This window comes from Micromonospora sp. WMMD754, from assembly GCF_049315235.1.
Taxonomy (GTDB): Bacteria; Actinomycetota; Actinomycetes; order Mycobacteriales; family Micromonosporaceae; genus Micromonospora; species Micromonospora sediminicola.
In genome coordinates this window covers 4,639,672-4,651,730 of record NZ_CP186058.1, presented here as the reverse complement: position 1 = coordinate 4,651,730, position 12,059 = coordinate 4,639,672, and the positions used below count along the sequence as shown (strand labels likewise).

Genomic DNA, 12,059 nt, shown 5'->3' with positions numbered 1-12,059 from the left:
ACGAGGTCTCCGGGGCGCAGGGCTCGCGGTCGAAGCAGTGGGGGCAGCGCGGATGCGGTCACGGTCTCCACGTACCCTTCGGGCCGGTCGGCGGCCGGCCGAAGATGCCGTCGCCGGTCACCGTGGCGTCGTCGATCCGGCTCGGGTCGACGCTCCACCGGCCGGCGATCGCCATCACGTCGAACTCGTTGGGCATGGCCTCGTGCCACCGGTCCCACTCGTCGTCCGACCAGTGCTCCATACCGGGCTCCCGGCGGCGGACGCCGACGTTCCGCTCGATCTCGTCGACGGTGGGGTCGCCCACGACGAGCGGCACCTCCCCCCGCTCGCCGATGTAGCAGTAGGCGCGCAGCAGTTCACCGTCCACCGCCCGCGCCCACAGGTGGTACTCGGGGACCCGCTCGGTGACGAAGAACTGCACCTCGCCGAGCGTCCGGCTCAGCTCCCGCAGCCAGTCGCGGAACTCCGGCTCCGTCGTGTCGAGGCCGGGCGGCAGGTCCAGCCGGCCGTGGGCGAGGACCCAACCGGGTACGGGCTCCGCCACGTACACGCCCTGCCGGTAGGCGCGGTCGGTGCCGATGGCCCAGTCGAGCGTCTCCCGCTCGCGCAGGTCCAGGGCGTCCGCGACCTCCTGCACGGTACGGTCGCGGACCGCCAGCCATGTCGTCTTGAAGCAGAACCCGGCCACGGCGCACATGATCGCAGAATCAGCACCGGCCGTGCTCGCGAAAATCCGGTGACCGGCGAGGGCCACCGCCGTGACAATGTCGCCGTGGAGCAGATCGAGGTCGTCGTCGCCCATACGGAGCGCGCGACCCTGCGCGTCGGCGAGGTGTTCCTGAAGATCGACACCGACCGGGCGCGTACCGACGTCGAGGTCGAGGCGATGGCGCTGGTGCCGCTGCCCACCCCCGAGATCCTGTGGCGCCGGCCGCCCGTACTCGCGCTCGCCGCCCTGCCCGGGACGGCGCTCGGCCGCCTCGGCGAACCGTCGACGGCGTCGCCGGCGGCCTGGGCGGCGGCCGGCGCGGCCGCGCGGCTGCTGCACGACGCGCCGCTGCCCCCGTGGCCGGGACGCGGCCACGACGACTTGGCCGCGCAGCTCGACGGCGAGTGCGCGTGGCTGCTGCGCCACGAGGTCCTGCCCACCGACCTGGTCACCCGCAACCGCCGACTCGCCGAGACGGCGCTGCGGCCGTGGACGCCGGCGTTCATCCACGGCGACTTCCAGGTCGACCACGTGTTCGTCGCCGCCGACGAGATCACCGGCGTGGTCGACTGGTCCGAGGCGAGCCCCGGCGACGCCCTGTACGACCTGGCGACGCTGACGCTCGGGCACCGGGAACACCTGGCGGACGTCGTCGCCGGTTACGGCGCCGACGTCGACCTCGACCTGATCCGCGCGTGGTGGTCGATGCGCAGCCTGCTGGGGATCCGCTGGCTGGTCCAGCACGGCTTCGACCCGTACGCGCCGGGCTGCGAGGTCGACGTGCTGCGAGCACAGCAGGCGTGAACGGCGCGGTGCCGGGTCAGAACCAGCTCTCCCGCATGTCCAGCGTGGTGCGGTCCAGGCTCTCCAGCAGGTCGAACCGCGCCGCCACCGTCGGCAGCTCCCACCGGTAGAAGTAGCGGGCCGCCTGCCGCTTGCCCGCCAGGAACTCCCCCTCGGCGCCGTCCGGGGAGCCCAGCGCCTCCACCGCCAGCGCCTGCTCCAACCACATCCAGGCGATCACCACGTGCCCGACCGCCTCCAGGTAGACCGAGGCGTTGGCCAACGCCAGCTCCGGGTCGCCGGTGGCCCACAGTCGCCGGGTCACCACCGCGATGCGGTCCACCGCGGCGCCGAGCTGGCCGGCCAGCTCGGAGGCGAACCCCTCGGCCTTCCAGGCCCGGGTGACCGTGCCGCGGATGGTCTCCAGCAGCGCCTCCAGGGCTGCACCGTCGCGCATGGTGACCTTGCGGCCGAGCAGGTCGAGGGCCTGGATGCCGTGGGTGCCCTCGTGGATGGCGTTGAGCCGGTTGTCCCGCCAGTGCTGCTCGACGTCGTAGTCGCGGGTGTAGCCGTACCCGCCGTGCACCTGGATGGCCAGGTCGTTGGCGGCCAGGCACCACTGCGCCGGCCAGCTCTTCGCGATCGGGGTGAGCAGTTCCAGCAGCAGGTGCGCCCGGTCCCGGTCGGCCTCGGCGGGCGCGGTCTTCTCCTCGTCGAGCAGCCGTCCGCAGTAGAGGATCAACGCGAGCGCGCCCTCGACGTAGCTCTTCTGGGCCAGAAGCATCCGGCGTACGTCGGGGTGGGCGACGATCGGCACCTGCGGCGCGGTGGGGTCCTTGTCGGCGACCGGGCGGCCCTGCGGTCGTTGCCGGGCGTACGCGACGGACTTCAGGTGGGCGGTGTAGCCGAGCGCGGTGGCGCCGGCCCCGATGCCGATGCGCGCCTCGTTCATCATGTGGAACATCAGCGCGAGCCCCTGGTGCGGCTGGCCCACCAGGTAGCCGACCGCCCCGGCCCGCCCGTACGGCCGGTGCACGCCCTCGCCGAAGTTGAGCAGCGTGTTGGTGGTGCCCCGGTAGCCGAGCTTGTGGTTGAGCCCGACCAGCACCACGTCGTTGCGCGGGCCCGGCCCGTCGCCGTCGCGCAGCACCTTGGGCACGATGAACAGCGACAGGCCCTTCACCCCGGGCGGCCCGCCGGGAATGCGGGCGAGGACCAGGTGCACGATGTTCTCGGCCAGCTCGTGGTCCCCGGCGGAGATCCACATCTTGGTGCCGACGATCCGGTAGGTGCCGTCGTCCTGCGGCTCCGCGCGAGTGGTCAGGTCGGCCAGGGAGCTGCCGGCCTGCGGCTCGGACAGGCACATGGTGCCGAAGAACCGGCCCTGGACCATCGGGCGGACCCAGGTGTCGACCTGCTCGGGGCTGCCGTGGGCGAGCAGCAGGTTGGCGTTGCCGAGGGTGAGGAACGGGTACGCCGACGTGCCCACGTTGGCGGCCTGGAACCAGGCGAACGCGGCGGCGGCCACGGCGTGCGGGAGCTGCATCCCGCCGATCGACTCGTCCAGCGTGGCGGCGAGCAGCCCGGTGCCGGCGAACGCGTCCAGCGCCGCCTTGACCTGCGGGATGGTGCGGACGCGCTGGCCGTCGAAGGTGGGTTCGCCGGTGTCGGCGGCTCGGTTGTGCGGTGCGAACCGCTCGGCGGCGACCTGGGCGGCGAGGTCGAGCACCGCGTCGAACGTCTCCCGGGAGTGCTCGGCGTAGCGGGGTCGCTCGGTCAGCCGGGTCACGTCCAGCCAGTCGTGCAACAGGAACGCGAGGTCGCGGCGGGACAGCAGCAGATCGGACGAGGACACGTGGGCTCCTTCCGGTCAGCCGCGGCGCAGACCGGCGACGGCCTCCCGCAGGTCATCCTGACCGATCGGGGCCGGCGGCGCACCCTCCGCCGCCTCCCGCAGCGCCTTGGCGAGTTGCACCCGGCGCAGCGCCTCGCGCAGGTCCGCGCCGGTCAGCCCGGCCGTGTCGGCGGCCAGGGCGGCCGGGTCGAGGTCGTCGGCGAACATCCGGAAGCCGGGCCGCTCGTGCCGGTCGATCAGCTCGCGGACCATCTTGGTGAGGATCTCCGCGCGGCCGGTCTCGTCCGGCGCCGGGATGGCGATCTTCAGGTCGAAGCGGCCGGAGCGGATCAGCGAGGCGTCGACGCGTTGCGGGAAGTTGGTGGTGGCCACCACGATGACGTCGGGGTTCTCCTCGAACAGCGTGTTCATCTCCTGCTTGAAGATGCCGGCGACGGCGTTGACCGCCTGGCTGGCCGCGTCCCCGCCGGCGCCCGCGTAGCTGATGATCGAGTCGAACTCGTCGAAGAGCATGACCGTGGGCCGGCGGTAGCGGCGGGCGTCGCGGAAGATGCGCTTGATGTTGCGTTCCGAGCCGCCGAGGTACTTGTCCAGGATCTCCGGGGTGCGGATCTCCTCGAAGTCCGCGCCGATCTCGTTCGCGAGGGCCCGGGCCAGCATGGTCTTGCCGGTGCCCGGCGGCCCGTACATCAGGATGCCCTGCGGCCGGCGCGCGCCCCAGCGGGCCATCGCCTGCGGGTGCCGGAACGACACGGCCACCTCGCGGAACCGGGCGACCACGTCGGGCAGGCCGCCGACCTGGTCGAGGGTCACCGTGGTGCTGCGCGGCTCGGCCACCGCGACCGGTCGCCGCCCCACCCGGTACGTCCGTCCGCGCAGCACGGTCGGCTCCACGCTGTCGCCGGCCAGCTCGCGGACGGCCTGGAACAGCAGGCCGAGCACGGCGACCAGCTGCGCCGGACCCACCTCGGCGCTGGGCACGTCGGCGCGGATGCGTACCGTGCCGTTGTCCTGGTCCACCTGGGGCCGCACCCCGGCGGCCTCGGCGGTGTGCAGCACCGCCCGGCCGGCCGGGTCACGCGGCGGCGTGACCAGCGCGGTGCCGGCGGGGCGCAGCCCGAGCCGACGGCCCGCCTCGGCCGCCGCCCGGCCCACCACGGCGGCCGGGCCGTCGCCGCCGCGCGCGGCGAGCCGCTCGGCGAGCAGCAGGCCGACCGGCCCGGCCAGCCCGAGGGCGAGCAGGCCGGCCGGCGCGGCCTCCACCCGCAGGTACGCCTCGAAGCGGTGCACCGGCCGCCCGGCGACGGTGTCCACGCGCACGGTGCAGCGGACCTCCCGGACCGGGGCGGGGAAGTCGCCGCCGGCCACCAGGTCCACCGGCCCGTCCTGGGCGGCGGCGAGCAGCCCCGTCGCGTCGACGACACGTAGCTCGGCGCCGAGCAGCGGCACCACGTCCTCGTCCGGCCGCACCTCGTACCCGGTCATGGGTCCTCTTCCCTCGCGGCGACGTCTCCCTGCGAGTCTGGCACCCACCGGCGCGGGCGGCCACACGTCAGCCGGCCGCCCCGCCGAGCAGGCCGTCGACCAGGTCGCGGGGCAGCCCGTGGGTGTCGTGCAGCCAGTGGTAGTCGCGTTCGGTCAGCGGGCCCCGCGCGCGCACCCGGTCGACCAGCGGCCGGCCCCGGCGCAGCAGCCCCCGGAAGCGGCGTTCCTCGTCCGCCAGCGCCTGCCGCAGCGGGCCGGGGTCGACGCGTTGGCGGAACCGGCGCGACGTGTCCTCGTGCGGCGTCGGGGGCAGCTCGTCCAGGCTCCGCCGCGGGTCGTCGCGCCACAGCACGGTCAGCGCGCGGCGCAGCAGCCGACGCAGCACGTACCCCCGGCCGGTGTTGCCCGGGCGTACCCCGTCGCCGAGCACGACCACCGCGGAGCGCAGGTGGTCCGCGACCACCCGCAGGTCCGCACCGCGCAGGTTCCAGCGGTCGTGGACCGCGTCCACCCACGGGCGCAGCGCGTCACCGGTGAAGACGGACAGGTCGCCGCGCAGCACCATCTCCAGCCGTTCGAGGCCCATGCCGGTGTCGATGCTGACCAGCGGCAGCGGGGTGAGCCGGCCGTCGGGGTGGCGGTGGTAGCGCATCTGGACGTGGTTCCACACCTCCACCCAGCGCTCGTCGCCGCTCGGGGTGCCGGTGGGCGGCCCGTCGCCGGTCCACACGAAGATCTCCGAGTCCGGTCCACACGGGCCGGTCGGGCCGTTGGACCACCAGTTGTCCTCGCCGAGCGCCTCGACCGGCACGCCGAGGCCGGTCCAGGTGTCCCGCGCGGTCTCGTCCGGGCCGACGCCGTCGGTGGTGCTCCCCGCGTGGACGGTCGCGTGCAGCCAGCCCGCCGGGATGCCGTACCCGCCGGTGAGCAGCTCGTAGCCCCAGCGCAGGCTGGTCGCGATGTCGTAGTCGCCGAGCGACCACGAGCCGAGCATCTGGAACACGGTCAGGTGGGTGCGGTCACCGACCTCGTCCAGGTCCGTGGTGCGCAGGCACCGCTGCACGTCGACCAGGCGCCGTCCGCCCGGGTGCGGGCGCCCCAGCAGGTACGGCGTGAGCGGGTGCATGCCGGACGTGGTGAACAGCACCGGGTCGCCGGGCGGCGGGACCAGCGAACTCTCCGGCGCGTCCCGATGGCCGTACCGGTGGTAGTGGTCGTGGAAGATCCGGGTGATCTCGTCGGGGGTCATGGCGGGTGCCTTCCGGGTACGGGCGTCCGGACGGTCCGCGCAACGATGGCGTGACACGACGACGCCGGCGGACCGTTTCCGGTCGCCGGCGAGAAATGGGCAGGTCAGGCGGCGGCAACCGGCGAGCGGGAAGCTCGCGCGGCGGCGGCGGTGACAATGCGCCTGCTCTGCATGCCCCCACGCTAACCCGCCCCACCCGTCCCCGCCCACCCCCTTTTCCCCACCCCTGCCCCCGGCCCTGGCCCCGGCCCGTCGATCATGAAGTTGGCGGCACTCCTGGGCGTTTTGTTTCCGATCTACCTCATGATCGACGTGGCGGGCGTCGGGAAGCGGGGGTTGCGGTGCGCTGTGCACCATGCCGAGGTCCGGGCCGGCCGTGGGTGGAACGCCATGGGTGTGAAATCGGGCCGGAGACACCCATGGTGTTCCACCCGGTGGACGGCGTTCAGTGGTGAGAGGTGCAGGCCCCGGGGGCGGGTCCAGCACTGCGGGGTGGCCGGGTCGACGCCGGGCAGCCGGCTCACGCGCCAGCCGGCCGGGCAGCCGGCAACCGGCCAGGCCTCGGCCCGTCACCAGCAGCCACGCCCTCGGCCAGCCGGGCAGGGCCATCGGTCATGGGCTGGGGCGCCACTTCGGCGGGGTGGCGGGGTCGCGGGCGACCGGAGACCGCCACCTCGCCGAGGTTGCGCCGATCTTGGGGGGGTCGGCGCGGCGACGCCAGGGGGAAGGGACCGGACGGGATGTCAGGGGGTGGGGGCGGGGGCGGGGGTGAGCAGGCGCCGGTAGAGCGCGTCGAGGCGCTCGGCCTGCGCCTCCCAGGTCCATCCGGGCAGCGGTGAGTCCGGTCCGTCGTAGACGGCGCGGTAACGCCCCGGGTCGGCGAGCACCGCCGCGACCGCGCGGGCCAGGTCGGCGGCGTCCCGGGCCCGGAACACCTCGCCCTGACCGGTGGCCCGGACCGTGTCGGCCATGGTGCGTACGTCGCTGACCACGATCGGCAGCCGCGCGTGCGCGTACTCGAAGAACTTGGTGATCAGCGCGATCTCGTGGTTGGGCCAGTGGTGCAGCGGGATGAGCCCGACGTCGGCGGCGGCGAGGAACGCGACGAGCTGCCGGTGCGGCACGTACGGCAGCACATGCACCCGGTCGTCGACCCGGTGCCGGGCGGCGCGGGCCACGACCCGGCGGACGTACCCGGCGGCGGGGTCGCCGACGACCAGCGCCAGGTGCACGCCGGGCAGCCGGGGCAGCGCCTCGACCACGGTGTCGACGCCACGCTGCGGGGCCATCGCGCCGCTGTAGACCAGCAGCGGCGTGCCGGCGGCCACGCCGCAGCGCGCCCGCAGGTCGGGCGCGGCCTCGGCGCCCGGCGAAGCGACGACCACGGACCCGACGACCGGCGGCGGCACGACCTCGGCCGTCGCGACCGGGGCGTTGAGCACGACGGTCGGGCGCTGCGGCAGGTCGTGGTCGCGGACCAGCAGGTCGGCGAGGGTGTCGGAGACGGTGACGACGGCGTCGGCGTGGCCGACGTACTCGCGGACGTAGCCGAGGTGGGCGGGCAGCCAGCGGGCGTTGTCGCGGCGGGGCCGGGCGCCGGGCAGCCACTCGTGCGCGTCCCAGACCAGCTTGACGTCGCGTCCCTGCGCGCGGGCGCGCTCCACGGCGCGGGCGGCCACGCCGAGCATCCGGAAGTCGTGCGCGTGGATCAGGTCGGGGCGCACCGCGTCGACGACCGGGCCGGCGAGCCGCTCGTACCCCCAGAGCCCGGGCTCCAGCCGGCGCCAGGCCCGGTCGCCGAGCCGCGCCCGCCAGTAGCGGACCTGGGCGTGCTCGACGGGCCGGCGGGCCAGCCGGGCGGCCCGCAGCGGCAGCCCGCCCCGGGCCACCAGACGCCGCCGCAGCCCGGCCACGCCGCCTGGGGACCGGGACGCGCCGGGCGGGGCGGGGCGGGGGGCGTCGAGGGGCAGGACGCGTACCTCGGCGTCGCCGAGCTGCCAGCGGCGCTCGGCGTCGACGTGGGCGCAACCGAGCAGGGTCACGTCCCACCCGGCGTCGGCGGCGGACCGGGCGGCCTTCTGCACCCGCGAGTCGCCCTCGACGGCGTTGTCGACCAGCATCACCACCCGGCGGCCGGCGCGCGGCGTCGCGACGTCGCGGTCCATCGGCGACCACACCCCTTCAGCTCGTCGGCCGGACTGGCCGCGAGTGTACGGGGAGCGCGACGCCGCCAGGACCGCAGTGGAAGCGCCCTGAGCTGCGAAGACACCGAGTGTGCAGGTGCCGGCGGGCGAACGTTCACCCGCCGTGCACGGGTCGGTCAGACGGCGCCGGAGGCGACCAGCGGGCCCGGGGCGGCCGGCTGCCGACGGTCGCGCCGGTTGGGCAGCGACAGCCGGATGACCTTCCACCAGGCGGAGGCGACCTGCTTGGGCAGCGGGCCGGTGGTGTAGCGCAGGCCGTACCGGTCGAACAGCGCCCGCACCTGCGGGGCGATCTCCTGGTAGCGGTTGCTGGGCAGGTCGGGGAAGAGGTGGTGCTCGATCTGGAACGACAGGTTGCCGGTCATGAGGTGCAGCAGGCGGGGGCCGCTGATGTTGGCCGAGCCGAGCATCTGCCGCAGGTACCACTCGCCGCGCGTCTCGCCCTCGATCGAGGTCTTCTCGAACGTCTCCACGCCGTTCGGGAAGTGCCCGCACATGATCACCGAGTGGCTCCACACGTTGCGCAGCAGGTTCGCGGTGAACGTGGCGGCGAGCGTGGACAGGAACGAGGGGCCGGAGAGCAGCGGGTGCACCACGTAGTCCTTCAGCACCTGGCGGCGGATCTTGCGGCCGACCGCCCTGGCCTTGGCCCGGAACGCCGGGTCCTTGAGCCGCTTCTGCTTGAGGTGGTCGCCCAGCTCCATGTCGTACGCGGCGATGCCGTACTCGAAGAAGCACGCGTTGAGCAGGTTCCACACCGGCTGGCCCAGGTGCATCGGGTGCCAGGGCTGGTCCTCGTCGACGCGCATGATGCCGTACCCGAGGTCGTTGTCCTTGCCGACCACGTTGGTGAAGCGGTGGTGCAGCTCGTTGTGCGACTGCTTCCACTGGTCGGCCGGGGAGACGTGGTCCCACTCCCAGGTGGTGGAGTGGATCTTCGGGTCACGCATCCAGTCCCACTGGCCGTGCAGGACGTTGTGCCCGATCTCCATGTTGTCGAGGATCTTGGCGACCGTGAGGCCGGCCGTGCCGACGATCCAGGCCGGCGGGAACAGCGAGAAGAGCAGCACCGCCCGACTGCTGATCTCCAGCGTCCGCTGGGTCTTGATCACCTTGCGGATGTAGCGGGCGTCCCGCTCCCCCCGGTCGGCGATGACCCGGTCCCGGATCGCGTCCAGTTCCTTGCCGATGATCTCGATGTCCTCGGCGCTCAGGTGGGCGATCGGGTTGTCGGCCTTCTTCTGGATCACGGTCACGTCGGTGGCTCCTTCAGAGATCGATGTCGCAGGTACCGGCGGCCGCCGACACGCAGGTCTGGATGGCGACGCCGTCACCCGGCACGGCCGTGGTGACGTCGCCGTTGCGCAGGTCGCGTACGGCGCCCTGGCGCAACGGCACGACGCAGCCGAAGCAGATCCCCATCCGGCAGCCCGAGGGCATGAGCACCCCCGCGTTCTCCCCCGCGTCGAGCAGGGTGGTGGCGCCGTCGGCCTCGACGGTCACCCCCGCCCCGGTGAAGGTCACCGTGCCGCCCTCGCCCGGCGTGATCACCGTGGGACGGAACCGCTCGGTGTGCAACAGTTCTGCGGCGGCACGCGCCGCCCAGTGCGTCTCGGCCGCGTCGAGCAGGCCGACCGGGCCGCAGGCCCAGGTGTGTCGCTGCGCGTGATCGGGTACGAGGTCGTCCAGCTCGGCCACGTCGAGCAGGCCGGAGGTGTCGGTGTGCCGCTCGACCAGCCGTACCGTACCGCGCTCGGCCAGCGCCCGCAGTTCGGCGCCGAAGATGACGTCGTCACGGGTGGGGGCCGAGTGCACCAGCACCACGTCGGCCCGTTCCAGGAGCCCGGAGCGGAGCATGCCCATGACCGGCGTGATGCCGCTGCCGGCGGTGAGGAACAGGACCCGCTCGGGCACGGCCGTGGGCAGCACGAAGTCGCCCTGGGCCTGGTCGAGCTGGACGATCGTGCCCGGCCGGATCCGGTGGACAAGGTGGTTGCTGACCTTGCCGTCGGGGATGGCCTTCACCGTGACGCTGATCCGGCCGTCTGCCGCGCCCGGCACCGAGGTGACCGAGTACGCGCGCCACTGTCGGACCCCGTCGACGTCGACGCCGAGTCGCACGTACTGCCCGGGCTGGTGGCCCCGCCAGCCACGACCGGGTTGGATCACCAGCGTGGCCGCGTCCCGCGTCTCCGGGCGCACGGCGACGACGCGACCCCGCAACGGCGCGCCCGCGCGCAGCGGCGCGACCATGTCGAGGTAGTCGTCCGGGAGCAGCGGCGTGGTGACCGTGCCGGCCAGCCGCAGCAGCCTGTCCCGGAAGGAGACCTTCTGGGGGCGGCGGTGGGCAGTTGTGGTCATATGACCAGCGTGACTGCCCTATCGCATAACATCTTGACCGGCAAAGGTGAAACGGTCGCAGGTTTTTGTTCGAGGAGAACAAGATGACGCAGGAGGGCGGGACGGGCCAGCGCGCCGCCCATCTCGATCTCGACGCCGGCGTGGCGGCGACGCTGCGCGAACGGCTGCCCATGGTCGCCGAGCGGACGGTCACCGCGATCACCGCCGAGGTCCCGGACTACTCGGGCGCGCTGACCGGGGCCATGCGGGAGAAGATCGAGAACGCGGTACGCATCGCGCTCGGCACGTTCCTCCAGCTCATCGAGGGTACCCACCCGGCCGACCCGAGCACTCCCCTGGCCCCCGCGCTGGAGGCCGCCTACGCGCTGGGCAGCGGCGAGGCCCGCTCGGGGCGGAGCATGGACGCGTTGCTGGCCGCGTACCGGGTGGGGGCCCGGGTGGCCTGGCGGGAGGTCTCCACCACCACGGTCCGCAGCGGGTCGGCCGCCGAGACGGTGGCCGAGTTCGCCGAGCTGATGTTCGCGTACATCGACGAGCTGTCGGCGGCCAGCGTGGCCGGGCACGCCGACGAGCTGGCCAGCGCCGGCCGGGTGCGCCGCCGCAGCCTGGAACGGCTCACCCAGCAGCTGCTCGCCGGGGAGCCGGAGGAGTCGCTACGGGCCAGCGCCGAACGGGCCGACTGGCCGCTGCCGCAGACCCTGACCGTGGTGCTCCTGCCCCGCCGGCACCTGCGCGCGGTGCTCGCCCTGCTCAGTCCGCACACGCTGGAGAGCGGCGAGGACCTGCCCGGGATGAGCCCGGCCGAGGAACTGGCGGTGCTGCTGGTGCCGGACGCGCACGGCGGCCGGCGGCGTCAGCTCACCCGACTGCTGCACGGGCACCGGGCGGTGCTCGGCCCGGCCCGGCCGTGGCACCGGGTCGCCGCGTCGTACCAGCGGGCCACCCGGGCGCTCGCGCTCGGCCTCGGCGAACCGGACGCCGGGCCGGTCGACACCGAACGGCACCTGGCCACCCTGCTGCTCAGCATGGACCCGGAGGCCCTGGCCGACCTGCGCGCGCAGGCCCTCGCCCCGCTGGCCGTCCTGCCGCCGGCCACCGCGCACCGGCTCGCCGAGACGCTGCGGTCGTGGCTGCTGCACCAGGGGCGACGCGACGACGTGGCGGCGGACCTCTTCGTCCACCCGCAGACGGTCCGCTACCGGATGGGCAAGCTCCGGGAGCTGTTCGGCGACCGCCTGCACGATCCGGCCACCGTCCTCGACCTCACCATCGCGCTCGCCGTGCCGGCGGAGCAGGGCGGGGCCCCCGCCTGACGGTCCGCCGGGCCCCGGGTCGCCGGGCCCGAACGGCCGGGTCGTCCGGCCCTGTCCCCCGCCCGCGCCGGCGGGCAGGGTCGGAAGGGGACGAGCAACG

At 74.1% G+C, this 12,059-nt stretch carries 9 protein-coding genes; 2 read left to right on the top strand and 7 right to left on the bottom strand.

Annotated elements, in window-relative coordinates:
- Positions 1-58 precede the first annotated feature (58 nt).
- Complete coding sequence (locus ACN27B_RS22365; RefSeq protein WP_422741444.1) at positions 59-697, bottom strand: hypothetical protein; 639 nt, start codon at positions 695-697, stop codon at positions 59-61.
- 75 nt (positions 698-772) lie between these two features.
- On the opposite strand from ACN27B_RS22365, the gene ACN27B_RS22360 reads away from it, so the two are divergent.
- Positions 773-1,513, top strand: coding sequence for a phosphotransferase family protein (locus ACN27B_RS22360; protein WP_422741443.1), 741 nt, complete (start codon positions 773-775; stop codon positions 1,511-1,513).
- 16 nt (positions 1,514-1,529) lie between these two features.
- On the opposite strand, the gene ACN27B_RS22355 is transcribed toward ACN27B_RS22360, so the two are convergent.
- From ACN27B_RS22355 to ACN27B_RS22330, 6 genes are all read right to left on the bottom strand, one after another.
- Positions 1,530-3,347 carry an acyl-CoA dehydrogenase gene (locus ACN27B_RS22355; RefSeq protein ID WP_099161386.1) on the bottom strand — a complete coding sequence of 606 codons (1,818 nt, stop codon included), beginning with the start codon at positions 3,345-3,347 and terminating at the stop codon, positions 1,530-1,532.
- A gap of 15 nt (positions 3,348-3,362) precedes the next feature.
- The gene (locus ACN27B_RS22350) at positions 3,363-4,832 is read right to left on the bottom strand and encodes an ATP-binding protein (RefSeq protein ID WP_422741442.1); all 1,470 of its coding nucleotides are present in this window, start codon (positions 4,830-4,832) and stop codon (positions 3,363-3,365) included.
- Positions 4,833-4,899: 67 nt separating this feature from the next.
- Positions 4,900-6,081 (bottom strand): alanine--tRNA ligase-related protein, encoded by a 1,182-nt coding sequence (locus ACN27B_RS22345; protein WP_422741441.1) that lies wholly within the window; start codon positions 6,079-6,081, stop codon positions 4,900-4,902.
- Positions 6,082-6,824: 743 nt separating this feature from the next.
- Positions 6,825-8,246: a glycosyltransferase family 4 protein gene (locus ACN27B_RS22340; RefSeq protein WP_422741440.1), complete on the bottom strand. Its 1,422-nt coding sequence runs from the start codon at positions 8,244-8,246 to the stop codon at positions 6,825-6,827.
- A 155-nt stretch (positions 8,247-8,401) separates the two neighbouring features.
- On the bottom strand, positions 8,402-9,541 hold the full coding sequence (locus ACN27B_RS22335) for a fatty acid desaturase family protein (RefSeq protein ID WP_099161389.1): 1,140 nt from the start codon (positions 9,539-9,541) through the stop codon (positions 8,402-8,404).
- Between the two features lie 13 nt (positions 9,542-9,554).
- A complete protein-coding gene (locus tag ACN27B_RS22330) occupies positions 9,555-10,646 on the bottom strand; it encodes a ferredoxin reductase (protein ID WP_422741439.1) in 1,092 nt (363 codons plus the stop codon).
- An 83-nt stretch (positions 10,647-10,729) separates the two neighbouring features.
- Here ACN27B_RS22330 and ACN27B_RS22325 point away from each other — a divergent pair, with 83 nt between their 5' ends.
- Positions 10,730-11,959: a PucR family transcriptional regulator gene (locus ACN27B_RS22325; RefSeq protein ID WP_099164631.1), complete on the top strand. Its 1,230-nt coding sequence runs from the start codon at positions 10,730-10,732 to the stop codon at positions 11,957-11,959.
- The last annotated feature ends 100 nt before the right edge of the window (positions 11,960-12,059 follow it).

Coding starts and splice junctions, on each gene's coding strand:
- ACN27B_RS22330 (WP_422741439.1), bottom strand. CDS start 10,646: ATGACCACAACTGCCCACCGCCGCCCCCAGAAGGTCTCCTTCCGGGAC.
- ACN27B_RS22365 (WP_422741444.1), bottom strand. CDS start 697: ATGTGCGCCGTGGCCGGGTTCTGCTTCAAGACGACATGGCTGGCGGTC.
- ACN27B_RS22325 (WP_099164631.1), top strand. CDS start 10,730: ATGACGCAGGAGGGCGGGACGGGCCAGCGCGCCGCCCATCTCGATCTC.
- ACN27B_RS22350 (WP_422741442.1), bottom strand. CDS start 4,832: ATGACCGGGTACGAGGTGCGGCCGGACGAGGACGTGGTGCCGCTGCTC.
- ACN27B_RS22340 (WP_422741440.1), bottom strand. CDS start 8,246: ATGGACCGCGACGTCGCGACGCCGCGCGCCGGCCGCCGGGTGGTGATG.
- ACN27B_RS22345 (WP_422741441.1), bottom strand. CDS start 6,081: ATGACCCCCGACGAGATCACCCGGATCTTCCACGACCACTACCACCGG.